Source organism: Haloferax mucosum ATCC BAA-1512 (assembly GCF_000337815.1).
GTDB classification, from domain to species: Archaea; Halobacteriota; Halobacteria; order Halobacteriales; family Haloferacaceae; genus Haloferax; species Haloferax mucosum.
This window is the reverse complement of the sequence record NZ_AOLN01000001.1, coordinates 206262-230921: the sequence shown is the minus strand read 5'-3', so window position 1 is coordinate 230921 and position 24660 is coordinate 206262. Positions and strand designations below refer to the sequence as shown.

The 24660-nt window shown below is 63.1% G+C and carries 21 protein-coding genes; 13 read left to right on the top strand and 8 right to left on the bottom strand.

The window, feature by feature from the left end; all coding sequences use genetic code 11:
- Positions 1-58 precede the first annotated feature (58 nt).
- On the bottom strand, positions 59-271 hold the full coding sequence (locus C440_RS01060) for a ribbon-helix-helix domain-containing protein (RefSeq protein ID WP_004976972.1): 213 nt from the start codon (positions 269-271) through the stop codon (positions 59-61).
- Between the two features lie 143 nt (positions 272-414).
- Here C440_RS01060 and C440_RS01055 point away from each other — a divergent pair, with 143 nt between their 5' ends.
- Positions 415-741, top strand: a complete 327-nt coding sequence (locus tag C440_RS01055) for a hypothetical protein (protein ID WP_008317407.1) — start codon at positions 415-417, stop codon at positions 739-741.
- A gap of 158 nt (positions 742-899) precedes the next feature.
- Here C440_RS01055 and aglJ read toward each other — a convergent pair whose 3' ends face one another.
- Positions 900-1826 carry an S-layer glycoprotein N-glycosyltransferase AglJ gene (gene aglJ, locus C440_RS01050; protein ID WP_008317406.1) on the bottom strand — a complete coding sequence of 309 codons (927 nt, stop codon included), beginning with the start codon at positions 1824-1826 and terminating at the stop codon, positions 900-902.
- Positions 1827-1928: 102 nt separating this feature from the next.
- On the opposite strand from aglJ, the gene C440_RS01045 reads away from it, so the two are divergent.
- From C440_RS01045 to C440_RS01030, 4 genes are all read left to right on the top strand, one after another.
- Positions 1929-3083, top strand: a complete 1155-nt coding sequence (locus C440_RS01045; RefSeq protein ID WP_008317404.1) for a glycosyltransferase — start codon at positions 1929-1931, stop codon at positions 3081-3083.
- Positions 3084-3119: 36 nt separating this feature from the next.
- The gene (locus C440_RS01040) at positions 3120-4160 is read left to right on the top strand and encodes a glycosyltransferase family 4 protein (RefSeq protein WP_008317403.1); all 1041 of its coding nucleotides are present in this window, start codon (positions 3120-3122) and stop codon (positions 4158-4160) included.
- 136 nt (positions 4161-4296) lie between these two features.
- Entirely contained in the window at positions 4297-4866 is a 570-nt protein-coding gene (locus C440_RS01035) for a class I SAM-dependent methyltransferase (RefSeq protein ID WP_008317402.1), read from the top strand.
- A gap of 59 nt (positions 4867-4925) precedes the next feature.
- Positions 4926-6290, top strand: a complete 1365-nt coding sequence (locus C440_RS01030) for a sulfatase-like hydrolase/transferase (protein WP_008317401.1) — start codon at positions 4926-4928, stop codon at positions 6288-6290.
- 130 nt (positions 6291-6420) lie between these two features.
- On the opposite strand, the gene C440_RS01025 is transcribed toward C440_RS01030, so the two are convergent.
- Genes C440_RS01025 through C440_RS01015 form a run of 3 tightly spaced genes read right to left on the bottom strand, consistent with a single transcriptional unit; the run spans position 6421 to position 10384 of the window.
- Positions 6421-7770 carry a sulfatase gene (locus C440_RS01025; protein WP_008317400.1) on the bottom strand — a complete coding sequence of 450 codons (1350 nt, stop codon included), beginning with the start codon at positions 7768-7770 and terminating at the stop codon, positions 6421-6423.
- A 1-nt stretch (position 7771) separates the two neighbouring features.
- Complete coding sequence (locus tag C440_RS01020) at positions 7772-9325, bottom strand: alkaline phosphatase family protein (RefSeq protein ID WP_008317399.1); 1554 nt, start codon at positions 9323-9325, stop codon at positions 7772-7774.
- 24 nt (positions 9326-9349) lie between these two features.
- Positions 9350-10384 carry a glycosyltransferase family 4 protein gene (locus C440_RS01015; protein WP_008317398.1) on the bottom strand — a complete coding sequence of 345 codons (1035 nt, stop codon included), beginning with the start codon at positions 10382-10384 and terminating at the stop codon, positions 9350-9352.
- 218 nt (positions 10385-10602) lie between these two features.
- Here C440_RS01015 and C440_RS01010 point away from each other — a divergent pair, with 218 nt between their 5' ends.
- The 6 genes from C440_RS01010 (at position 10603) to C440_RS00985 (ending at position 21142) form a co-directional block, all read left to right on the top strand.
- A complete protein-coding gene (locus C440_RS01010) occupies positions 10603-12063 on the top strand; it encodes a sulfatase (RefSeq protein ID WP_008317397.1) in 1461 nt (486 codons plus the stop codon).
- Positions 12064-12129: 66 nt separating this feature from the next.
- The gene (locus tag C440_RS01005) at positions 12130-13752 is read left to right on the top strand and encodes an alkaline phosphatase family protein (protein ID WP_008317396.1); all 1623 of its coding nucleotides are present in this window, start codon (positions 12130-12132) and stop codon (positions 13750-13752) included.
- A gap of 111 nt (positions 13753-13863) precedes the next feature.
- On the top strand, positions 13864-15411 hold the full coding sequence (locus C440_RS01000; protein WP_008317389.1) for an alkaline phosphatase family protein: 1548 nt from the start codon (positions 13864-13866) through the stop codon (positions 15409-15411).
- Positions 15408-16871 carry a lipopolysaccharide biosynthesis protein gene (locus C440_RS00995; RefSeq protein ID WP_008317387.1) on the top strand — a complete coding sequence of 488 codons (1464 nt, stop codon included), beginning with the start codon at positions 15408-15410 and terminating at the stop codon, positions 16869-16871. Before C440_RS01000 ends, C440_RS00995 begins: the two co-directional genes overlap by 4 nt.
- Positions 16872-16936: 65 nt before the next feature.
- Complete coding sequence (locus tag C440_RS00990; protein ID WP_008317380.1) at positions 16937-20077, top strand: oligosaccharyl transferase, archaeosortase A system-associated; 3141 nt, start codon at positions 16937-16939, stop codon at positions 20075-20077.
- A 96-nt stretch (positions 20078-20173) separates the two neighbouring features.
- Complete coding sequence (locus C440_RS00985) at positions 20174-21142, top strand: DUF368 domain-containing protein (RefSeq protein ID WP_008317378.1); 969 nt, start codon at positions 20174-20176, stop codon at positions 21140-21142.
- A gap of 63 nt (positions 21143-21205) precedes the next feature.
- On the opposite strand, the gene C440_RS00980 is transcribed toward C440_RS00985, so the two are convergent.
- On the bottom strand, positions 21206-21760 hold the full coding sequence (locus C440_RS00980) for a class I SAM-dependent methyltransferase (RefSeq protein ID WP_049915097.1): 555 nt from the start codon (positions 21758-21760) through the stop codon (positions 21206-21208).
- A 149-nt stretch (positions 21761-21909) separates the two neighbouring features.
- On the opposite strand from C440_RS00980, the gene C440_RS00975 reads away from it, so the two are divergent.
- Both C440_RS00975 and cutA read left to right on the top strand, forming a co-directional pair.
- A complete protein-coding gene (locus C440_RS00975) occupies positions 21910-22098 on the top strand; it encodes an HEWD family protein (protein ID WP_008317375.1) in 189 nt (62 codons plus the stop codon).
- Positions 22099-22134: 36 nt separating this feature from the next.
- Positions 22135-22437, top strand: a complete 303-nt coding sequence (gene cutA, locus C440_RS00970) for a divalent-cation tolerance protein CutA (protein ID WP_008317373.1) — start codon at positions 22135-22137, stop codon at positions 22435-22437.
- Between the two features lie 27 nt (positions 22438-22464).
- Here the strand turns inward: cutA and C440_RS00965 are convergent, their stop codons facing one another.
- Together C440_RS00965 and C440_RS00960 are read right to left on the bottom strand one after the other, a co-directional pair.
- Complete coding sequence (locus tag C440_RS00965; protein WP_008317365.1) at positions 22465-23133, bottom strand: phosphoglycolate phosphatase; 669 nt, start codon at positions 23131-23133, stop codon at positions 22465-22467.
- A 30-nt stretch (positions 23134-23163) separates the two neighbouring features.
- The gene (locus C440_RS00960; RefSeq protein WP_008317364.1) at positions 23164-24333 is read right to left on the bottom strand and encodes a Cdc6/Cdc18 family protein; all 1170 of its coding nucleotides are present in this window, start codon (positions 24331-24333) and stop codon (positions 23164-23166) included.
- Between the last annotated feature and the right edge of the window lie 327 nt (positions 24334-24660).

Sequence of the window (24660 nt, the reverse complement as noted above, 5' to 3'; positions counted from 1 at the left end):
AGACACCACGGCGACGGTGCGCGTGTGATGACGGGTCGTCGGACCGGCCGCGACGTCGCTACCGGAGATACCCGAGGTCGGTCAACTGCTCCGCAATCTCCTGAAACTCCGACTCAGAGAGGTCGCCACCCGACCGCTCGTGCTGGATGACGATGCTCCGAAGGAGGAACCGAACGAGGTCGCTCGTGCTGGAAAACGTCGTCCCCTCCAAGGTATCGTCAACGCGGGCGGCCAACTCTTTCGGAATAGATACCGTCGTGTACTCCGTCATGGCTTGCAACTGGTACTCACTGGGGTTAACCCCAACGGTGCCGTCCGAAACCACGTTCCAGGCAGTGCATTGACAGTACTGGACGCCAGCGATATCGCAGGAGGTCGGGGGTTTTTCCATCACGGGATACGTACACGAACTCGATGGCTGCGAGACCGCCCCAAAACGACACGTCGGAACCGGACGCAATCGAGTTCGGTATCGCCGCACTGGCCGACCACCTCAAACAGGCCGACATCGACTACCCGGCAGACGCACGGTCGATTGTGCAGGCGCTCGACGATGTCGCCGTCCCGGTTGACGCCGCGGGCAACACGGTCAGAATGAGCGAGGTACTCGAAGTCGCACCGACCGACCGCTTCGAGTCCCGGCGAGAGCTACTGGACACGCTCCACCCGGTGTTCGAGGAGTATCGCGCGAAAGCGTCGAAAAGTCTCGTGGGGCGGCTCCGCGCGCTCGTACCGTTCTGAAGACCCGTCTGTCGGCCGAAGCGTTCTAATGCCCCGTCTGGCGGTGTAACGGCCGCCTATCGGCCTCACAATCGTCTATCGTTCTGACACCTCTCCAAGACAGTCCGCTAGCCCGTCCTCTTGCCCGGCGGAACCGATTCCGACAGCTCTCGTCTCGGTTAGTCGCCTGCGCTCTCGTCTTCGATCGAGTTGATGCGCTTCATCTGTTCGCGGTGGAGCGACAAGATGAGGTCTGAAAGCACGCCGAACATCAGGAGTTGGACGCCGAAGAGGATGCCCGCCGCGGAGACGACGGCGATGACTTCGTGCGAGACCATCCGGACAAGCCACTCGTACGCGACGTACACGGCGAGACCAAGCCCCGTTGCGGTCGAAGCGAGACCGACGCTCCCGAAGTAGAAAAGCGGGTTGTTGGTCTTCGCGCGGCGGTAGAGTTCGAGGAAGATGATGCCCCCGTCACGGATCGGATGGAGGTTCGTGTCCGACCCGTCCGGGCGAGGGTAGTATTTCGTCGGCACCACCGTGGTCTCGATGCCGCGTTTCGCGCACTCGACGGCCATCTCCGTCTCGATGCCGAAGCCGTCGGAGGTGAGCGTCATCTGGAGGAACGACTCGCGGGTGAACGCGCGGTAGCCGCTGAGAATGTCCCGGTAGTCGTGGCCGTGAATGAGGGCGAACGCTCGGTTGATGATTCGGTTGCCGATCTTGTTCAGCGTCGTCATCGCGCCGGATTTCATGTCGGCAAAGCGGTCGCCGATGACGTGTTCGTATCCGTCGTCGAGCGGTGCGAGCATCTTCGACGCGTCGCTCGGTTCGTAGGTCCCGTCACCGTCGAGCATCAGGACGTACGTGGCTTCGACGTACTTTTCAACGGCCTCTCTGACTGCTTGTCCCTTCCCGTCACCCGACTGGACGACGACGCGTGCGCCGGCTTCCTCGGCGAGTTCGCGCGTCTCGTCCGTGGAGTCGCCGTCGATGACGAGGACGTTTCCGAATCCCTCGTCTCGGTAGTCGGCGACGACCTCGGCGATAGTCTCCGCTTCGTTGTAGGTCGGGACGAGGACGCAAACGTCCGCGTAATCCATCGGCCGTACCTGTGAGGGGGATGCTTAAAAGTGGTTCCGAAACCCGGTGCGCGCTCCGAGCGGACCGTCGGGATTTTTGTCGCAGTCCGTCAAGGGCGGACCATGCGCAGACTCGTCAAACGTCTCGCCGGTGCCGTTACGGCGCTCCTCTCTCTTACGGGGCTCCCGTACGCTATCTACCTCCTCCTTGCAAAAGTGTGGAACCCGCAGGGGTCGCCCGCGGACAAGCGCCCGGCGGAGCCGTCAGTCAGCATCGTCCTCCCGACGTACAACGAAGAACGAATCGTCGAGAACAAACTCCGCGACCTCGTGTCGCTCGACTACCCGATGGACAAGGTCGAAGTCGTCGTCGTTGACTCCAGTGACGACGACACCCGCGACATCATCCGCAACTTCTTCGCCGACCGCGAGACGCCCGAGTTGACGCTCCTCGAAGAGGACGAACGCCGCGGTCTCGCGCCCGCGCTCAACGACGCCTACGCCGCCACGAAAAACGAGATGGTCGTCAAGACCGACTGCGACTCCAAGGTTGCTCCCAACGCGCTCCGCGAAGCCGCCGCGAACCTCGCAGACCCCGACATCGGTGCGGTGACCGGCCGCAACGTCGAAGTCCTCGGCGGCAGTGACGTCGAAGAGGGCTACCGCGACGTCCAAGCCACAATCCAGACGCTGGAGTCGCACATCGACTCGACGCTCATCTTCCACGGTCCGTTTTCGGCGTTCGAACGGGACGAAATCGTCCCCATCGACCCGGATTCGATCGCCGACGATACCGAGTTGGCGCTGAAGATTCGACGCAACGGCAAGCGCGTCGTCTTCGACCCGGACGTACAGTATATGGAGGCGTCGCACTCCGAGTTCGGAAAGCGCCGCACGCAGAAAGACCGCCGCGCGATGGGCCTGATTCGCCTGCTCTTCCAGCACCGCGACGCCATTGGCCGCCACGGTCTCTACGGCGGTGTCGTCCTCCCGTTCAACTGGTGGTTCATGGTCGTCTCGCCGTGGCTCCTCGCGGGCGCAATCGGGCTGACGACGCTCGCCGGTCTCCTCGTCTCCGGTCCGCTCGGACTCGCAATTCCCACAGCACTCGGCGCGTTCACGTTCCTTGGCTCGCGCGACCTGCTTGGCTCGCTCCAGCCAGTGTACGCCATCTTCGACACGCAGGTCTCCCTGCTTTTCGCCGCCGTGAAACTCCTCCGCGGCGAAGGCTCGGCCATCTGGGACGTTGACGAGGAACTGCGGGATGTCTACGAATGAATCGCCGACGCAACCACCGGACCGACCGATAGCATCATGAAGATACTGCAGGTGACGCCGCGGTATCCGCCGCAGTCCGGCGGTGTCGAAACGCACGTCCGCGAAGTGTCGGAACGTCTCGTCAACCGCGGTCACGACGTGACCGTCGTCACCGCCGACGCCGGTGGCGACGGCTTTCACCGCGAGCGACGCAACGGCGTTCGCGTGCGCCGGCTCCGAGGCGTCGCACCCGGCGGTGCGATGCACATCTGCCCGCACGTCGCCCGCGCGGTGAGACAGGCCGACGCCGACGTCGTACACGCACACAACTATCACTCGTTCCCGCTTTTTTTCGCGGCCCTCGGCGTCGGCGACCGGCGGTTCGTGGCGACGCCGCACTACCACGGCGCGAGCGCGAGTTCGATCCGTGACCGACTCCTGTCGCTGTACCATCCGGTCGGCCGGTGGGCGGTTCGCCGTGCGGACCGAGTGGTCGCCGTGAGCGACTGGGAGCGCTCGCATCTCGAAGCCGACTTCGGCGTCGATGCGACGGTCATTCCGAACGGGCTGGAACGCGACCGATTCGCGTCGGCGACGGCGACCGAACGGAACCGACCGTACGTACTGACCGTCGGCCGGTTAGAGGAGTACAAAGGCGTCCAACACGCGATTCGGGCGCTTTCGGAGCTTCCGGAGTACGACCTACTTGTCGCCGGAAGCGGCGACTACCGCGACGAGTTGGAGCAAATCGCCGCCCGAGCGGGCGTTTCCGACCGCGTCGAATTCCTCGGCTACGTCGCCGACGAGGACCTCCCCGGACTCTACGCGGGGGCCGCGGCATACGTGACGCTCAGCGAATTCGAAGCGTACGGAATGACCGTCGCAGAGGCGCTAACCGCGGGGACGCCCTGTGTCGTCCTCAACGCCGCCGCGCTCACCGACTGGACGACGGAACCCGGCGTCGTCGGCGTCTCAGACACCGAGTCAGCGCGCGTCGCCTCGGCGGTACGAGAGGCGAGCAAACGGACGAATCCCGCGGCGGAGACGGTCATCGACTGGGACACCGTCGTCGAACGACTTCTCGACGTGTACGCCTGACCGAACCGCCGCGTCGAGCGATACCGACTCGAATGTCAAATCGGACGAATTCTCCGAGTGAACCCGTCAACGGACTAATTATCAAATGTCATTATTGGCACCAAACATTGACATTAGAGAGTCGTGACACCCGAATATGGCGACTTTGGAAGGGGACCCAACGCAGGGGGCGACTATCGAGAGCGTTGGTGGGACGGTCGAGCATTACGATAGCGAAATCGAGGACTTCGACCGCGCCAACCTCGGATGCGGAGACGAGTACAAAGAGGGCTGGTACAACGTAGACATTCGGGACACGGTTGACCCAGATGCCGTCTGGGACTTCAACGATTACCCGTGGCCGTTCCCGGACGACGCCTTCGACGAGGTGCTTTTGGACAACGTTCTCGAACACCTCGACGACCACTACGCGGCGCTCGAAGAGATTCACCGCATCACTCGCGTCGGTGGGACAGCGAAGATTGCCGGGCCGCACTGGAACTCCGCCGGCGCGTGGATCGACCCCACCCACACCCGTCCGTTCGACCCACGGACCTTCGAACACTACCTCATGAGCGACAAGTTCGACGTCATCGACCTCACGGTTGATAAGGTTCGGTGGGCGAAACCCCTCCCCGACGCGGCGGCGCTGTGGCTCGCCGATAGTTTCGGACAGGGCGTCTCCGGCTTCGAGGTCGTCGTTACCCCGACATCTCAATCGAAATAACTGGAGCACAGCCGGGACTGTCCAGTGTCCTTTTTACCTGCTCGTGAGATGCGTACAGTATGAACGTGCTGCTCGTCACTGTGGACTCTCTCAGATACGACCGCGTGAACGAGCGGGTCATGCCGTTTACGCGGTCTTTCGCGGACGATTCGCTGGAGTTTACCCAGTGTGTTGCGAACGGCCCATCGACTCCCGCTTCGTTCCCGTCAATCCACGCGAGTCGCCATTTCGCCAGCATCGACGGTCTTGGGCTTCCCGCTGGCGGACGCGACATCGTGACCCTCGCAGAACGACTCCGCGACGCTGGCTTTGCTACCTCGGGCTACACTGACAACCACTTCACCAGTGGGTCTTACCACTTCGACAGAGGCTTCGACACGATGCACGACGCCAGCGGCTCCGCCGAGGCCGGAAAGCTCAAGCAGTTCGTCCAGTCGAACCTCGACAAGGAGGGCGTCCTGTTCAAGACCATCGAGCGGGTCTACACGCAGGTCGATGCCATGTGGTCTACGACCGTCGGCAACGAAAGCGAGTACGAGCGGGCCGCCTCGCTCAACCGTCGCGCGCTCGATTGGATAGACGAACGCGAGGAAGGCGAAGACTGGTTCGTCTGGCTCCACTACATGGACGTCCATCACCCTTACGAGGCCCCCGAAGAGTATCAGCGGCAGTTCCTCGGCGAACCGGTTGGGGTTGCCGACTGTCGTCGGCTCTCGCGGAAGGGCACACACCACCCCGAAGAGGTGACAGACGAAGAGTGGGAACTGATTCGTAACCTGTACGACGCCGAGTGCGCCTACGTTGACGACCAGTTCGAATCGTTCATGGGCGAACTCGACCAGCGCGGAGTCGTAGACGACACGACCATCTGTTTCACCGCCGACCACGGCGAACTCGTCGGCGAACACGGCAATGCAGGCCACCCCGCCGAGTTCTGGGAAGGGACCGTTCGTGTTCCCTTCATCCTGAGCGGCGTGGACGAAACCGGAACGGTCGAAGGACAGATTCGCCTCCTCGATACGGCACCGACGTTGACCGACGCGGTCGGACTGGAGATACCCCCCGAGTGGAACGGGGAATCCGCGCTCGATGTCGCCCGCGGCACCGTCGAGAGCCGCGAGTTTGCCTTCGGTGGCGTCGGCCGGCAAATCGACTACAAGCGGTGTTACGTCCGCCGGAGCGACGGGTGGAAACTCCTCCGCCACGCCGACGACGGCGAGTTCTGTTTCGACATCACGGAGACACCCGACGAACGCCCCGAAGACGACCGCTCGGGCGACGGCGTGCCGGAGTACGACGAACTCTCCGCCGTCCTCGACAAACACATGCAAGAGATGGCGGACCTCAGAAGCGGCGTCGGCGGCGTCGATGAAGGCGAAGAGATGGTCGAAGAGCACCTCCGCGAGTTAGGCTACCTCGAATAGAATCGCTCGGAAACCGCTCCCTCGAATAAAACCGTTCGAAAGTCGCTACCGGAATAGCGCTGTTCGGAAACTAGTCGCTTCGGACAAACAGTCGAACCGTCGGATTCTGAATCGACGAATTCGAGAGTTCTCACTCCAGATAGCCGAGTTCTTCGAGTCTGCCGCGCGTCGCCGAATCGACCTCCATCTTTTCGTCACCGTGGACGCCCATGCCGAACGTCTCGTACGCCTCGCGGAGGTCCGCCGGCGGGTCGTCGCGCGTGGTCGCCTCTTTCGGGTCGTCGCCGAGGTCGAACCACACGGTCGTCCCCGTCTCGGGCACGTCGATGAGTTTTCGGTCGCTGAGCCAGACGGCGCGTTGGTTGTAGCCGTACCCGGTCTCCTCGCACAGAATCGGTGTTGGCGACTCCGAGTCCTGCGAGAGCGGACGTCCGGAGAACTCCGGTGCGTTTTCGAGTTCGAGCGCGTCGGCGACGGTCGGAACGACATCGACGAGCGAGACGCGCGTGTCGTCTCGACCGGGTTCGACGGTCGGCGCATCGATCCACAGCGGAACCGTTGCGGTCTCTTCGAAGACACTGTGGCCGTGGTCGGTGCCGTAGAACCCTCTTGGGTCGTCGTTCAGGCGTCGTTCGAGGTCGGTGTGTTCCCAGAACGCCTCGCCGTGGTCGCCACAGACGACGACGATGGTGTCGTCCGGAACCGCCTCGAAGAGCCGTCCGAGTTCGTCGTCCGCGCCGCGAATACCCGCGTCGTACGCGCGCTTCCGGGCATCTCGGTATTCTTCGAAGTCAGCACCGTCGGTCGATTCTCGGAAGCGCCAATCTTCGAGTCCTTCAACGTCGGGAACGCCGAATCGCTCGCGGTGTCTCGCTGGAATGTCGAGCGGCGCGTGCGGGTCACCGAGTTGGAGATGAAGGAACCAACGGTCGCGGGAGTCGGTCCAATCGAGCGCCGCGTCCACGCGCTCTGTGGCGTCAGTGTACTTGATATCGACCGACTGGAACCGGTCGCCGACCGATTTTTCGGCCATCGGGATGGCGCTGACCATCGCGGTGTCGTAACCCGCCGATTCGAGCAGTTCGGGGAGTGTCGGCACGTCCGACCGCGGGCGCGTTGGGAACTGCTCAGACGAGAGGTCTCGCGGGTCAGTGTCGAATCGACCGCCGTGTTCGTGTGGATACCGACCGGAGACGAGCGACGCGATAGACGGGAACGTCCACGTACTCGTCGCGGTCGCCGTCGAAAAGGACCGGCCGTCGAACGAATCGAGCGTGGGTGTCGTCGGCCTGTCGTGTCCGAATCCGGAGACGTGGTCCGCTCGCAGACAGTCGATGACGACGAACAGGACGTTTTGGGGTGCTCCGACGCGCACCTCGTGAGCGGTCGCTCGTCCCCGTCGTTCGCGCCAGTGGGCGAGTTTGTGCTTCGTGTTCACCCACATATTGTTGAGCCGTGGGAATCGTTTGAGAGAGACCATCTTATTCAACGTACCCCAAACTCTTCAGCGTCTCCTCGACGTCGCGTTGGTCGGCGCGATTGTCGCCGACATCGGTCGCAGTCGCAGGTCCCGTCTCGACCGGTCTGTCGGCGACGTCGCCGGTGAAAAGCGACGAGAGCACTGACCCGTCTGCGTCCTCCGGCATCGGAACGCCGAGGTAGTGGAGGATGGTCGGGGCGAGGTCGTACAGCGTCGGGTCGATAGCGACATCGTCTGCGGCGATGTCGTCGCCCCACGCGGCGAACACCCCGTGGTGGCGGTGGGTCGCAAGCCAGACCAACTGCTCGCCGAACACGTCGCCGCCGAGGGATTCGGGGGCATCGACGCCAGTCGTGTACTCGACGAGGAGGTCCGGCGAGAGCGGCATCGAACCCGTGTAGATGTCGGCGGGGTCGTGGACGGCCTCGGCGACGGGCGTTCCGTCGGGCGTTTCGAGCGATTCGAACGCCGCGGTGAGGTCCGCGACGTACGCGTCCTTGTCGGCGTCGGAGTCGAACGCGCGGTCGTTGACGTAGACCGGGCCGCGGCCGAGCGAGATGGCTTTCGTCTCGTCCCAGTCGATTGCGGCGTCCTGAATCGAGATGCGACCGCTCTCACTCGGGAACCACCGCTGGACCGATTCGGGAACGACGGCCTGTGCGAGACTGACGAGACCGAGCGTATCGACCACGCGTTTGAGGCGTTCTTCGGTGAGCCCGACCGACGCGAGTAGGTTCCGAGACGACTCCGCTTCGACGATGAGGTCGTCTCGCTCTGCGAGCCACTGGTTGACGAGGAACGTCTCGTCGATTTCGACGAATCCGTGGTCGCTCATCAGGAAGACCGCCTCCGTGTCGTCGCGGTCGAGGAGTTCGCCGAGGCGAGCGTCGATTCGCTCGTAGAGACGGCGGATGTGGTCCGGGCGGTCCCAAAGACGGTGCTGGACGGTGTCTGTGATGAATACCGTCGTGTGCACGAAGTCGCAGTCGCGGTCGGTCGCCAGCCACTCGGCGGCCTCGAAGCGCTGGTCTGCGAGCGTCTGAGCCTCCGTTATCAGTTCGTCCGGCGACGCCTCGCTGAGGACGAGGTTCGGTTTGACCCGGTACGAGGGGATTGCATCGAGAAGGTCGGCTTTGAGCGATGCGGGCGACGTGAACTCGCCGCGCTCCGAGGCGGGACTCCCGGCGATAGTGAGCACGCCGTCTGTCGTCCGCGGCGGGTGCGTCGTCGGCATGTTCACCACGCCCGGTTTCACGCCCGCATCGACGAGCACGTCCCAGTACTCGCGCGAGCGGAAGTCCGAGGAGTCGTTCGTCGAGATATCGCAGGTGTCGTGGTCGAACGAGAACCACTCGTAGACGCCGAGTTTTCCGGGTGTCTTCCCCGTGGAGTAGCACTTCCACGCGGGGAACGTAATCGGCGGCAGTGTACTTTCGAGGTCGGCATCGACGCCGCCCGAACAGAGGCGTTCGAAGGCGGGGAGACCCCCGTCGTCCATCCACCGTCGGAGGAGCGACCAATCGGCCCCGTCGAGCCCGACGACGTATACGGTCATGGATTGAGTCTCGTCGGTAGACGTTTAAAATTCTTCGAGTACACTGGCGAATGCCGCTCTGAACGCGTCCTGTCTCGATTCGGCGTCGAACGTCGCACCGCGCGCGCTTGCGTTTTCGGAGAGGCGACGGCGCTCGGAGGGCGTTCGGTCGAAGTACGTTGCCACGCCGGTTGCGAGTGCCGACGGCGTGGGTTCAACCACGAGCGATGGGTCGAGTTCGCGCACTTCGGATTTCGTTCCCGTCGCGTCGGTCACGACCGGCGGCAGTCCGGCGCGCATCGCTTCGAGCACGCTTACCGGGAAAGTGTCCATACGCGACGGTTGCACGTACAGGGACGCCGGTTCGAACGCATCTTCGAGGGCCTCGACGTAGCCGCGGACGGTGACTCCCTCGGTCCGTTCGTACGACTCCGGATGACCACCGCCGACGACGTGGAGTTCGGCCTCGGGGTGGCGCTCTCTGACCATCGGCCACGCCTCGACGAGCAGGTCAACGCCCTTGTATCGCTCCGGCCGACCGACCGTGACGGCGACCTTGCTCTCGATATCCGGCGTTACCGAGCCGAGCGCCTCGAACACGTCCGGCTGGACGAAGGGGTGGGAGACGGCAATCGGCGTGTCCTCGCCGACGATAGGGCGAGTGAAGTCGGCCGCGAAGTCGGAGACTGCGACCACACCGTCGATGTAACGCGACCCAATCGTTCGGACGAGGGGCTGGCCGAACCGACCGACCAGCGATTTCACCGCCGAACTTCCCTCGAAGTCGTCGCGGCCGAGACTGTACAATCCGTGGTCGGCACAGAGATACACGAGTTTGGAGCCTCGAATCACACGGTTGACCAGTGCGGCGTAGAGCGGGCGGGACCCCTCGACGAGATACACGTCGTACTTCGGGGCGCGGATGCCGTTGACCACGTCGGCCGGGATGCCGTCGCCGAGAACGTCGGGCGAAAAGCCACGGAAGTCGACGAGGTCCGCGCCGATGGCCTCGGCGAACCCCCGGTGTGCCGGGTGCGGGTCCTGAAAGAGCATGGCCACGCGAGCGGAATCGAGGTCCATAGTATATCCTGAACGAGTCGCGGCATCGGATAAAAAGGAAGCGGACGTACGGGGGACAGCCGCATCGAAGAAGTCAGTGAGACGGACACATTCGTAACCGGGACTGACTGGTTGGGGGGGCGTCCAGTCGTGCGAACTCGTCCCCTCACCATGGTAGCTACCCTCACCGTTGTTGACAGACATTTCAACTTATCATTGAGGAGAACGAACCGCCCGATATGGTCTCTCCCCGTCACCCTAACGTAGTTCTCCTCATCTTTGATACGCTCCGAGTCGATGCACTCTCGTGTTACAGTGACGACGCCGTCGAGACGCCGAATATCGACCGCGTCGCAGAAGAGGGAGTCCGCTTCGAAAACGCGTTCTCCGCCGGGCCGTGGACGCCCCCCGCACACGGAACACTCTTTTCCGGGCGATGGCCGTCGGAAACCGGATTTACTGGCGGCATGCCGTGGATGGACGAGAGCGTGCCGCTTCTCGCGGAGGTGCTTCGAGACAACGGTTACGACACCGTTGGCGTCCCGGGTCCGGCGAAGATGGCGTCGGCGACGGGACTCGACCGCGGATTCGATTGGTACTACGAGGCGTACGAGGCAGTTGCTAAACGGCCATCTGCGGCGTGGTTCAAACAACTCCTCACCGACCCCGCGATTCGGCGCGACTTTATTCGGATACTGACCCGCGGCAACGACTACTACAACGAGCTTCGAATCGAGAAGTTCCAAGAGGGTCTCGCGGAGACGACGAATCCGTTCTTCGGGATGATGAACCTCACGACCGTCCACGCCCCGTACGACCCGCCGCGTCCGTACAAGGAAGCGGAGACACCGGAACTGTCTCGACCTCGACTCCCGATTCTCGAAGAGTTCACGACGAGCGGGAGCCTCGACCGCGACGACGTTCGAGAAGACCGTGTGTTCGGCGTCGCTGACGGCGAACACATCCAAGACATCCGATTGCGCTATTTAGACGACCGCTCGTACGTCACCGACAGCGAACTCGGCATCGTCGAGCAATGGTACGACGCCTCAGTCCGGTACCTCGACGACCAGGTGGGCCGTGTCCTCGATTGGCTCGAAGCGCAGGGGAAACTGGACGACACCGTCTTGATTCTCACGAGTGACCACGGCGAGTACTTCGGAGAACACGGTGGATTGAGTCATGGCGACTTCCTGTACGACGAGGTTCTACACGTCCCACTTCTCATCTCTGGGCCGGGTGTCCCGTCGGGCGAGACCCGCGAGGACTTGGTCTCGCTCGCAGACGTGTTCGCAACCGTGTGTGGGTGCTGTGATGTCGAGTGCCCGCCGACCTCCGGTATCGACCTCTTCGGCGACGAGGCGCGCGACGTCGTGTTCGGTGAGCGCGCGCCGACCGACGAGCGCGAACTCGCGGCCGCAGACGACGTCTCAGCGGAGACGGTTACCGCGCTCGAACTGGGACGAAAGAGCATCCGAACGACCGACTACCGATTCGAAATTCGTTCGGACGGGAGTGAAGCGCTCTACGAACTGCCGGGCGAGACGGTCGTCTCTGACCCCGACCCCGAACTCGTCGAGTCGCTTCGAGACCGTCTCGTTGACACCCTCGGCGACGGGTTCGGCGGGGACGACGGCGGTGACCGAGAGTTCAGCGACGCGGTCGAGCGGAACCTCCGCGAACTGGGCTATCTCGGCTGACGAGAGTGCGGGCGGTCGGGTCGAACCGTCGTGTCCGGTCACCCGAACGGGAGATTTTTACATACTATGGTCGTCGTCGCCAGTATGCGCACGCTACTCGTTGGCCTCGACGCGGCCTGTGCGCCGGTCCTCGATCCACTCTTCGAGGACGGCGCACTGCCGAATCTTGCATCTCTCTTCGAGGACGCGGCGACTGGCCCACTCCGGTCCCAAATCCCTCCATGGACCGCGAGCGCGTGGCCGTCGCTGTACACCGGGAAGAATCCCGGCAAACACGGAGTGTTTGATTTCCTCGCGTTCGACGGCTACGACTGGGACGTGGTCAATGGCTCGGACGTGAAGGCCCGAACGATGTGGGACTACCTCGACGAGAACGACCTGTCGAGTGTCGTCGTCAACGCCCCCGTCACGCACCCGCCGCGGCATATCGACGGTGCCGTCGTTCCGGGCTATCTCGCCCCCGACGAACCCGACTGCCACCCAGAAGGAATCCTCGACGACATCCGCGAGGCGGTCGGCGAGTACCGCGTCTACGCCGAACGCGAAACCGACGAACGCGTCGATGACGACGCAAAATTCCGCGAGTACCTCCGACTCACGGAACTCCGCGGGGAGACGTTCCGCTACCTCGCAGACCGCTTCGACCCCGACTTCGGGTTCGTCCAGTTCCAGAAGACCGACGCCGTGTTTCACGACTTTCCCGGCGAGTTGGACAAAGCCCGCGAGGTCTACGAAACCGTTGACGAGCAACTCGGCGAGATTCTGTCGGCCTGCGACCCCGACGTGGTCGTCGTCGCGTCCGACCACGGCATGGGCGAGTACGACGGCCACGAGGTCCGCGTCAACGAGGTCCTTCGACAGGAAGGCTTTCTGAACACCTCCACAGACGGTCGCGGCGTTCCCTCGTGGTTCCAGATCAAAGACGAACGACTGGTTGACGGCGACGGCGAAGCAGACGGCCCGACGCTTCTCGAACGCCTCGCCGTCGTCGCCGCCAAGGGCGGCCTGACCTACCAACGCGGAAAAGCCATCCTCGACCGCCTCGGTCTCGCCGAGTTCGTCGGGAAACACGTCCCCGTCGGCGCGGTCTTCGCCGCCAGCGAGAGTGTCTCGTTCGAGTCGTCGAGCGGCTATCTCCGGTCGGGGTCGGAACTCGGCGTTCGACTGAACGTGGACGGACGCGACCCCGCGGGCGTCATCCCCGAATCGGAGTACGAGTCCGTCAGAGACGACATCATCTCGGTACTCGACGCGCTGACCGACCCCGAGGGACGCCCCGTCTTCGACGAGGTCGTCCCGCGCGAGACGTATATTCACGGCCCGTACGCGGACGACGCGGTCGATATTCTGTGTGTCCCACGCGACTTCGAAAACTCGCTTTCGGTCCACATCGGCGACGCGTTCGGCGCGCCAGAGCCGTGGAATCACAAACCTGATGGTATCGTCGCCGTCGCTGGCGACGGGGTTGACACAGCCGCTGACCTCTCGGATGCGCACTTGTTCGACGTCGCGCCGACGGTGCTCTCGACGTTCGGCATCGCGCCTGACGAGGAGATGGACGGCACGACGCTCCCGGCGGTCGAGGGAGTCGAACCCAAGTCGTACCCCGAGTTCGAAGTCGAAGCGCGGATGCAGACCGACGACGAGTCGGTCGAAGAACGACTCGCGGACCTCGGCTACCTCGAATAGCCGAGTCTGGTTGCCCGTTGTAATCGGCCGTAAACGGCGTGTACGGGCGTCCTGTGACTGAACCGCTAACGACCGAACTATTTTTCAGCGATGCACACGCCTCACAGGACGATGATTGTCCTCGGCCTCGACGGTGCCACCTTCTCTCTTATTCGCCCTTGGGTAGAGGCTGGTGCCCTTCCGACGTTCAGCAGATTGCTGGACGAGAGTGTTCACGGAGAGTTAGAGAGCACAGTCCCCGAAATCACGGTCCCCGCGTGGCCCGCATTCGCCACCGGGCGAGACCCCGAATCGTTCGATATGTACGGTTTTACCCACTTCAACCGCGATACCAACGAACTCGACTTGAGTCACGACGAGTTCGTCCGCGGCAAGATGTGGGACGCGATAGACGACCAAGACGGACGAAGCGTCGTCTTCAACATCCCCGGGTCGTACCCGTGGCAGGCTATCGACGGTGCGATTATCGCCGCCGCGCCGGAGTACAAAGAAGAGTACTCACACCCTCCGGAGAAGTGGGACGAACTCGTCGAACTCGTCGATGGGTACAAACTCCGAAACGACAAGGTTCCGGGGTCGCAAGCCTACGTCGATCTGAGCCTCGAACTGGTGGACAAGCGGTTCACTGGCTTCGAACACTTCATCGAATCCGAAGACCCCGACCTCGCAGTCGGTCTCATCCGTGCGACAGACCGCGTCGCACACCACTACTGGGAGACGGAGGTATCGGACGACAACGCTCTCTTGCAGGTGTACAAGCGGGTTGACGAACGTCTCAGCGAGTTCCTCGATTCCCACGACGACGAAGACATCGTCATCATGAGCGACCACGGCTTCGAGAAAGTCACCGGGAAGTTCATGCCGAACAAGGTACTCGCCGACGACGGGTTCATTCACCTGACCGACTCCGGCGACAGCACGAAAGCGACGCTCGGGTCGCTGAAGGATTACGCGAGCACCGCACTCGGAACGGTCGGCTTGCTCTCGTTCGCCCGCAAGGTCGTCCCTGAAGACTTCGTGAACAGCCTCCCGTCCGGGGATACACTGAGCCTCGACAACGCCATCAACCTCGGCCGAATCGACTTCGACCGAACGAAGGCAGTCTGTGACGTCGGACAGAAGACGACGCTCGTGTACGCGCTCTCGGACGACGAATCCCAAGTGGACGCGATTTGCGACGAGGCGGAAGCGACGCTCCGACGGGGCGCGACTGACGTCGGTCTCGACGTCTCGTTCAAACGCCTCGAACGCGGCGGTCCCCACACGCCCGACCTTGCAATGATAATCGAGACGCCGGAGATTCACGCGTCGTCCCGACTCGATACCGATTCGGCACTCATCGACGTTGATACGAGCGGACACGCCCGCGACGGCGTTTTCTTCGCGCGAGGCCCGTCGTTCCGAACCGGCTCCGTCGAAGGCGCACACATCACGGACGTCGCGCCGACGATTCTCCACACGCTCGGCTACGAGATTCCCGAACTCACGAGCGGGGACGTCCTCGACGTGTTCGAACCCGGCTCGGAGCCCGCGACTCGGTCGCCATCGTACTACGACTTCACAGGGTCCGACGCCGTGACCGGCGGCGGTCTGTCGGGTGACGAAGAAGGAGAAGACGAGGTGAAAGACAGACTCCGAGAACTCGGGTATCTCGAATGAAAGTCGGTGCCGAGGTTTCCAAGCGGTTCATCACCAACGTCCTCGGCACGCTCGCGGGATTCCTCGGGACGATATACTTCGCCCGCGTCCTCGGTGCCGAAGGCATCGGTGTGTTCGCCATCTTCCAGAGCATTCAGATGCTCATGGGGGCTACCTTCGGGTTCGGCATCTTCGTAACCGTCACAAAGTTCGTCAGCGGCAGTGACGACGAGGCACGCCACTTTACCGCCGCGCTCTTTATCGTCGCCCTCGGCGGCCTGCTTTCGGCGATCGTGTCGGTGCTGTTCCGCGGCCCGATAAACGAGACGTTGGGCGTTGACGCCGCGTTGTTACTCCCGTTGGGCGTCGTCAGTTGGAGCCTGTTCAGAGTGACCGGTGCGTTTCTCGAAGGTGAGGGTCGCGTCGCTCTCAGTGGGATGTTAGAAAACGGCCGATACGTCGCCATCGTGGGTATTCAGACGGTGTTCGTCGTCGGCGGGTTCGAGGTGCTGGGTCTCCTCTGGGGGCTGATTCTCGGCCAACTGCTCACGTTCGTCGTCGCGTACTTCGGCTTCGCCCGAGTCCGCCCGGCGCTCCCGACACGCGAGACGCTGGTAACGTTTGTGACCTTCTCCAAGAACACCTACATCCAGTCCCTCGCGGGGCAGTTTTTCAAACAGGCCGACTACATCGTCATCGGCCGGCTTCTCGGCCCGGGCGCGGCGGGGATTTACCGCGTCTCGTTTACCATCTCGGAGTCGTCGATGCTGTTTTCGGCCGCCCTCTCGAAGGTATCGTTCCCCGAATTCTCCAGGCTGACGGCCGAAGAGCGTCACGAGCAGGTTCATCGGCTCTTCGACCGCGTCGTCGCCTACAGCGGCGTGTTCTCGATTCCGCTCATCGCGGGGGCGTTGGTGGTCGGAAACGACCTGCTACGGACCGTCTACCAAATTTCGCCCGGAACGGTCGGAATTCCGTTCGTCGGTGAAATCGGACTCGCCAGCGCGCTCATCGCAACACTCGCACTGGCGAATCTGTTCAACGGCTACCGCGGAACGCTCGATAGCTACTTCCTCGGCATCGACAGGCCGCGGCCGGTCGTCCTCGGAAGCCTCGCACTCATCGGGACGTACGTCGCGTTCGTCTACCCGCTGACGGTCTGGTTCGGCGCGCTGGGCCTCGGGTGGACAACTACGATTAGTTTCCTCGCGTGTGTCGGCGTGCTGTCAACGACACTGAATTACCGGCCGTCCGCCTCGTCTTTGACCGACGTGGGCGCGCAGGTGTTCGCCGCGAGCGCGATGTACTTCGCAACCACGGCAACCGTGTCCGTGCTCGGCGGTTCGGCGGGTGCTATCCGGCTTACGGCCGTGATTCTAACCGGTGCGGTCGTTTACTTCGCGCTTCTCGTCGTATCGAGTTCGAGCATCCGAAACGACGTGTTTTGGATCGCAAAAGACCTCTACGAGGGTCGTACGTGAGTTATCGGCCCTCGCAAGGGTCGCTATCATAAGGCTTATGCGCGTTTTCCCAGTCCATCGAAGCGATGAGCGTAGACACTGAGCGAATCGAGGACTCCGACGCGAAGTCGGTCCTCGAACTCGCCAAAGACTGGTATCACGTACCCGCCCTCCTCGTGATACTGGTCGGTATGTTGACCATTCGCCTTCGGTCGTACAGTAATTTCATTAGAGGTGGTGAAGTCCTCTTCTCAGGAAACGACGCTTGGTACCACCTTCGGGAGGTGACGTACACGGTCCAAAACTGGCCTTCGACGATGCCGTTCGACCCGTGGACCTACTTCCCGTTCGGAACGAGCGTCGGACAGTTCGGGACGATTTACGACCAAATCATTGCGACCGCCGCTCTCATCGTCGGTCTCGGGAGTCCGTCGCCCGACCTCGTTGCGAAGACGCTTCTCGTCGCACCGGCGGTCTTCGGGACGCTCGTTGCGATTCCGACGTTCCTCATCGGTCGCCGCCTCGGTGGTCGCCTCGGCGGTCTCTTCGGCGTTCTCATTCTGGCGCTCCTGCCGGGAACGTTCCTGCGACGCGGTCTCGTCGGCTTCGCCGACCACAACATCGCAGAGCCGTTCTTCCAGGGCTTCGCCGTGCTGGCGATTATGATCGCCCTCACGGTTGCGAACCGCGAAAAGCCGGTTTGGGAACTCGTCGCCGCCCGGGACCTCGACGCACTGCGTTCGACCCTGCTGTGGTCGGCGCTCGCCGGCGTCGCCATCGCCATGTACATGTGGTCGTGGCCTCCGGGCGTCCTTCTCGTCGGTATCTTCGGTCTCTTCTTGGTCCTACAGATGGTCGCGGACTACGTCCGCGGTCGGTCCCCGGAACACGTTGCGTTCGTCGGTGCCGTCTCGCTCGGCGTCGCGGGACTGCTGATGTTCGTCCCGCTTCACGAGATGTCCTTCAGCGCGACGAGCTTCAGCCTGCTGCAGCCCGTCGTGTCGTTCGTCATCGCACTGGGCGCTGTCTTCCTCGCCGGACTGGCTCGCTTCTGGGAGCGCAACGACGTTGACGACCGTGGCTACCCCGTCGCGGTCGGCGGACTGGCGGTCGCCGGTATCGTCCTCGTTTCGGTCGTCCTCCCCGACGCGTTCAACAGCATCGCACGGAACTTCCTCCGTACCGTCGGTTTCAGCGCCGGTGCGGCGACGCGAACGATCGGTGAGGCACAGCCGTTCCTCGCGGCAAACACGCTCCAGTCTACGGGCATGACGGCGGCCGAACGCATCATGTCCGAATACGGATTCACGTTCTTCACCGGACTCGTCGGTGCGATTTGGCTCGTCGGCAAGCCGCTCGTCAAAGACGGCGACGTCCGAAAAGTCGGATACGTCTTCGGTAGTCTGGCGGTCATCGGACTCATCTTCCTCCTGCCCGCCATCCCCGCCGGAATCGGTTCCGCTGTCGGCATCGACTCCGCACTCGTCAGCCTCGCCATCGTCACCGCTCTTATCGTCGGTGCAGTGTTGCAGGCCGACTACGAGAGCGAACAGCTCTTCGTACTCGTCTGGGCGGCCATCATCACGTCCGCCGCCTTCACGCAGGTTCGTTTCAATTACTATCTCGCAGTCACGGTCGCGGTGATGAACGCGTACCTCCTCCGCGAGATTCTCTCTTTCGACGTTATCGGTCTCGCCGACGTGGACCGCCTCGACGACGTCTCGCTCGGGACGGTCGCCGTCGTCGCCATCGCGTTGCTCCTCGTCCTCACACCGGTTCTCATGGTGCCGATTCAACTCGGCAACGCGGGAACCAGCAGTAACGCACTGCAGTCCTCACAGGACGGTCCCGGCGGTGTCACCCAGTGGCAGGGCACCTTCGATTGGATGCAGAACAACACCCCCGAAGAGGGTGAGTTCGGCGGCGCGTCCAACGACATGGAGTACTACGGCACGTACAAGGCGACGAACGACTTCGAGTACGCGGACGGCACCTACGGCGTCATGTCGTGGTGGGACTACGGTCACTGGATTACGGTCCTCGGCGAACGCATCCCGAACGCCAACCCGTTCCAGCAGGGCGCAAAGGGGGCGGCAAACTTCCTCCTGTCGCCGAACGAGACGCAAGCCGCCGACGTCCTCGCAGACCAGAGCGAAGAGGGTGAAGACACCCGCTACGTCATGGTCGATTGGCAGATGGCTTCGACCGACTCGAAGTTCGGTGCGCCGACCATCTTCTACAACAGACAGAACGTCAGTACGACTGACTTCTACAGCACGCTCTACGGACTGCAAACGCAGAACGGACAAGAGCGCATCACCTCGACCGCAGACGTCAAAGACCAGCGCTACTACGAGAGCCTGATGGTCCGCCTCTACAAGTACCACGGCAGTGCTCGCGCGCCCTCGCCAATCGTCGTTGACTGGGAAGAGCGCGTGTCGCAGGACGGCTCTGTCACCTACAAGGTAACGCCGAGTGACGGCCAGCCGGTCAAGACGTTCCGGACCATGGACGCCGCGAAGTCGTACGTCGCAAACGACACGACCTCGCAGATTGGCGGTCTCGGCGAGTTCCCCGAGGAACGCGTCGCCGCCCTCGAACACTACCGCCTCGTGAAGTCGTCGAACAGTTCGGCGCTTCGCTCCGCGTCGTACCAGAACTCGCTCATCCGGAGCGGCAACACCTACGGCATCCAGCCGCGTGGTCTCATCGGTAGCAACCCCTCGTGGGTCAAGACGTTCGAGCGCGTCCCCGGCGCGACGGTCGAAGGCGACGGTGCCCCGGCCAACTCGACGGTGACCGCTCGCGTCCAGCTGCGCGACCCCGACTCGGGAACGACGTTCAACTACACCCAGCAGGCGCAGGTTGACGCCAACGGTGAGTTCACCATGACGCTTCCGTACTCCACGACGGGCTACGACAACTACGGTCCCGACAACGGGTACACGAACGTCAGTGTCCGCGCAGTGGACGACTACAGCTTCTCCGGACCGACGTCCTTCACGGGGAACAACACCATCGTCAGCTACCAAGCGACGAACGTCTCCGTCGAGGAAGGCCTCGTCAACGGCGCTGAAGACGGCACCGTACAGGTCTCGCTCGAACGGAACGAACAGGAGTTCTCCCTGACGGAATCGGGCGGCGACAATTCGAGCGCGGACGACTCGACGACGAACGAGTCGGCGTCCGCATCCATCGACGCTGACGCGATTCCGGTCGCCGCCTAACTCGGCGACGAATCGCTCGACCGCGGTCTTTTTTCATAGTCTCACTCGGGATAACGGTGGACTGATATTCTTCGCGGCAGAGAAGCCGACAACGAAATGTCGAAGCACACTGACGAGCGCCCACCCAGTTTTTCGTGGCTCGTCGTCTACCTCAAAGGTATCTGCATGGGTGCCGCCGACGCCGTCCCCGGCGTCTCCGGCGGCACTATCGCGCTCATCACCGGTATTTACGAGCGCCTCATCGGTGCCGTCACGGCCATCACACCGGGACGAATCAAGCGAGTGTTCCGCGGCGTCGCCCCCGGAAATCGAGACGATGCGATTGCGGCGATGCGCGAGGTCGATGTCGGATTCTTACTCGCGCTCGGTGCCGGCATCGCAACCGCCGTCGTCACCATCATGCGCGTCCTCGAAATCGCCATCGAGCAACAGCCGGTACCGACGTTCGGCTTCTTTTTCGGCCTCATCGCGGCCTCGGCGGTCGTGCTGTACGCGCAGGTCTCCCTCGACGGTCCGCGCCAAATCGCCGCCGCAATCGCCGGTTTCTCCGTCGCGTTCATCGCGTCGGGGACGGTCGGTAACGCGCTCGGACACTCGCTTCCCGCGACAGCGCTCGCGGGCGCAGTCGCCGTCAGCGCGATGATTCTCCCCGGTATCTCCGGGTCGCTCCTCCTGTTGATACTCGGCCAGTACCAGTACATGACAAACACGCTCAACGCGTTCGTCGATAGCCTCATCGGCGTCGTAAACGGCGGCTCTGTCGCCGCCGTCGTCGAACCGGGGACCGTGGTCGTGACGTTCATGGGCGGTGCGGTCGTCGGCCTGCTCACCATCGCACACGCCGTCCGCTGGGCGCTCGAACACTATCGACGCGCGACGCTCGCGTTCCTCGTGAGCCTCATCGTCGGTGCGCTCCGCGCGCCGGTCGCCAAAAGTAGCGAGCAACTCGCCGAGTTGGGCCAGTCGTGGACGACGGAACTCGTCGTCATCTTCGTCGCCGCGGCGGTCGTCGGCGCGGCTCTCGTGTTGCTCGTTGACCGCTACACCAGCGTCATCGAGTCGTAAGCGACCCTCGACTCCGAGTATGCGAATCGGGTAGTAGAAGGCCTGAAAATCTCGAATCCCTCGTCAGCGACGAGCGACGCAGACGAACGTCTCGTGTCTCGTCTCGCCGTGTGTGACGGTAAAGCCAACCGATTCGAAGGCGTCCGCCGCGTCACCGAGACCGAAGCGGTGGTCAATCGGCGGGCCGGCATTTCCGTCGCCGGCTGTGGACCAATCGACCACAACCACGGTGCCGCCCGGGCGGACGACGCGCGCGAGTTCGGCGAGCGATTCGTCCGTCGCAAACTCGTGGTACGTCATCGTCGAAAACGCCGCGTCGAGGTCGTCGTCGTCGAACGGAAGGCTCGCAACGTCGGCGGTGACGAACTCGACGTTCTCCGGCGCGCCGTTCTCGCGGTAAAAGTCGTGCATCTCCGCTTGGACATCGACGGCGTACAGCGTGCCGACGTGCGGAGCGACGTCGTCGGTGAAGAATCCGGTTCCGCTTCCGAGGTCTGCGACCGTGCTTTCGGACGACGGATGCAGATGAGACAGCAGTTCCTCCCGAGAGACGAATCGGTACCGTGCGGGGTCGTCGAGTTTCGCCGCCGCATCGACGTCGAAGGTGTGAAAGCCCATGTTCTCACTCCGCTCGGAGTCCGGTAAGTCCCATCGGTTCCGGAAGAAACGTGCGTGAACCATGCACGACCGGGTGTCGATGCCGCGGCTGTGGCTCCGAATCTGCCTTGACGGTGGGATTTTTTGTGTCGGCCGATAGTCCTCCACGTATGGAACCCCAACTTCGGCGACCCACGCGGCGCGCCTGTGAGCGCTGTGGCCGGGTCGAACGCTGGGACGAAGACGCCACGACGTGGGTAGTCACGTCCGAAGACGGTGACAAACTGGTCGGGAGTCCGTATTGCATCCACGAGTGGGACATCAACGGTCGCTTCGCACCGTTCGAAGAACCGGCCTGACCCGACGCGTGGACGATTCCCGGAGGCGAATCTGAGATGCCGACTGTCTACATCACTACCCCGTCTACTGCGAGCGACGAACTCGCTCGAACGCTCGTCGAAGAGCGACTCGCGGCCTGTGTGAATCGCGTCCCCTGCGAGTCGGTCTACCGCTGGAACGGCGAGGTTCACGACGACGAGGAGACGATTCTCCTCGCCAAAACGACCGCCGACCGCTACGACGACCTCGTGGCTCGCGTCGTCGAACTCCATCCGTACGACGTGCCCTGTATCGAGCGATTCGACGAGTCGCACGTCCTCGGCGAGTACGCCGACTGGGTCGAAAACGAAGTTCGGTAACTCGACTCCGACGGGTCACGAAATCAGCTATTCTCGAAGTGCGTCGAGTACGGAGAGCGTGCCGTCCATGTACGACTGCGCCAGTACTTCGTCAGCCGCCGCCTTGGCTACGTCGTCGGCGTTGGCGACGGCGTACGACTGCCCGACGACGCGGAACGTCGAGGCGTCGTTTTCGCTGTCGCCGACCGCGACGAAGTCCTCGGGGTCGTACGACATCGTCTCGCAGACGTGTTCGAGACCGACACCCTTCTCGACGCCGTGAGATTTGACGTGGTAGGCGAAGCCGGTGTCGATGACTTCGAGGTCGAACTCGTCGGCGACGGTTCGAAGGAGGGCTTCGTCGGCGTCGAGATTGACGGCGATTTCGGTCTCGCGCCAGCGGTTGACGGTGTCGGCGGCACCCCACCCGAGATCGCCGCCGCGAGCGGTGAACTCGTCCGCGGCGGCCTGTGCGGCCTCGCGGTCTCCCGCGAAAGTCACGTCGCCATCGACGAGCACGACGCCGCCGTTTTCGGCGATGACCGTCTCGGGAAGCCCGAGGTAGTGACAAAGCGAGACGGGGTACGGAAAGGCCTTGCCGGTGGCGAGGATGACGGGTGCGTCCCACGACGGGAGCACGTCGAAGGCTCGCGGGTCGAGTCGGCTCTGTGCGTCGGTAAGCGTCCCGTCGATATCGAGTACCAGCGGTGGAACCATACCCGCCGTTCGGGGAGGGGGCAAAAAGAGTCAGCGGTCAGTGTCGTCCAGTCCGCGGAACACCAGCGTCGAGAAATTCGGAATCGGGCGCGTCGCCGGACGCCCCGGTCCGTCGGACGAATCGCGTCCCGAAACCCGGCGGACGATGCCGAGGTCGGAGAGTTCATAGAGGACGCGTCTGATGGTCGCCGCCGACAGCGAGACGTCCGGGTTCGAGGCGATTGCCTCCGTCGCGGCCGACACCGACGCCGTGTCGGCCCCGTCGAGCGCGACGAAAGCTCGGAGGACACGACGACGACTGTCAGGGAGCGCGAGGACGCGTCCGAGCGAGCATCCGTCCTCCGGAACCGCGTCGATACCGGCGTCGATGTGTTCGGCGGTGATAGTGTCCGCGCCGTCGGTCGCGGCCAGCGTGGCCGCTCCGTACAGTGCCGACAGCGCGTCGTGAGCGTCGCCGTCGGCCCACGCGGCCACGTCGCTCGTCGCATCATGAGTGAGCGCGTTGCGCGCGAGGCCGTCGGACGCCCGGGCGACGAGAATATCGACGAGGCTGTGTCGTTCGTACCTCGGCACCGAAACGGAGCCGATTCGACCGGCGTCGTCTTCGAGAGCGGTTCGACCGACCGTCAGCACCGAGAAGTGCGGCGAGACGGCTTCGAGCGTCTCGATGGCCGCCGTCGCGGCATACGTTTCGGGTTCGCCGACGTGGTCAACCGCGACGATAGCGCGTTCGTCGTACGTGACTCGGCGACCGAGTTTGTCGCGCAACGCCTCGATACCGACGCCCTGCGAGGGAATCGACTCGTCGGACAGCGCGTCGAGCGTCGAATGCAGGAGCGCGAACTCGGTTGACGCGTCGCGGGCATCGACGTACGCGAACGAGGTCGTCGGTGACCCGGACGTACGGGTCGTCGTGTGGATGACGGATTGTTGGGAGGGGACGGCACGCGAGAGATGCTCGAAGAGCGACGTCACGACGGCGGATTTCCCCGCCCCCTTGGGACCGTCGATGTGGGCGTTCGACGGGAGGTCGCCGTCGAAAACCGGGTCGAGATGGTCGAGGATGCGTTCGAGCGTCGGCCCGCGGCCTGTCGGCTCGTCGGGATGGGTAGTCGGGGCTAACGCGCTCAGGTCACGGACGAGGCGGCGTCGAGTCCCACCACGTTGCCGCCGTCGAGTGATTCTGTCTTCGAGGCGCATGTCGGAGAGTGTCTCGTACCAAGGGTATCCGGCGCACGATTAAAAAGCGAACTACTCCACGGACGGCCGTGGTGTGAGAGAACATTATTCATGAACTATTCTGGAAAACACGCCTCAAAGCCAGCTGAGAGGTTCCTGAACCGACCGGTTGACGAATCGTCCGTAACTAATATGAAAGATGATTTTGAATTATATTCGTCGTTTAAATTCGCAACACAAACACCAAGCTACGGTATTCTACGAGCAGAACGTTGGCATTCGCTCACCGAAAGAGGTCCGAGTACTGAGGTGAATCGAGGCGGAATCGAGTGAAGGTAAAATAAAGTG